Raw genomic sequence first — 337 nt, forward strand, 5'->3', positions numbered from 1 at the left:
CTATATTACCGATACCAATAACAACTCTGGTGTGGCAAAAGCCATCGAGAAGTTTGTACTAGCCTAGAGCTTTAGTCATGCAGCGAAGATGCGTTTGAAACCCTAGCTTATAATAGGTTTCAAGCGCATTATTATTGAAATCCCATACCTCTACATTTAGCCTTTTGGCGCCGCAATCCACAAACTCTTGTTCGATACGTTCAAACAAAACCCGACCCAGCCCATTTGCTCTATGATCTTCAGCGACATACCACTGATCGATACTGCCAATTAATTCAGACTTTGTTAGTGGCGAAACCAACTCATAAAGCTGCCCAGCTATAAAGCCGCACACTTC

General features: G+C 43.0%; 1 protein-coding gene. It reads right to left on the reverse strand.

Features of this window, described 5'->3' with window-relative positions; genetic code table 11:
• Positions 1 to 58: 58 nt before the first annotated feature.
• Positions 59 to 337 (reverse strand): GNAT family N-acetyltransferase (locus AB4585_RS28170; protein ID WP_372172066.1); only part of this gene is annotated, 279 nt, incomplete at its 5' end.

Origin of the sequence: Vibrio sp. 10N.222.49.C9 (genome assembly GCF_041474985.1) — a bacterium.
Taxonomy (GTDB): domain Bacteria; phylum Pseudomonadota; class Gammaproteobacteria; order Enterobacterales; family Vibrionaceae; genus Vibrio; species Vibrio crassostreae_C.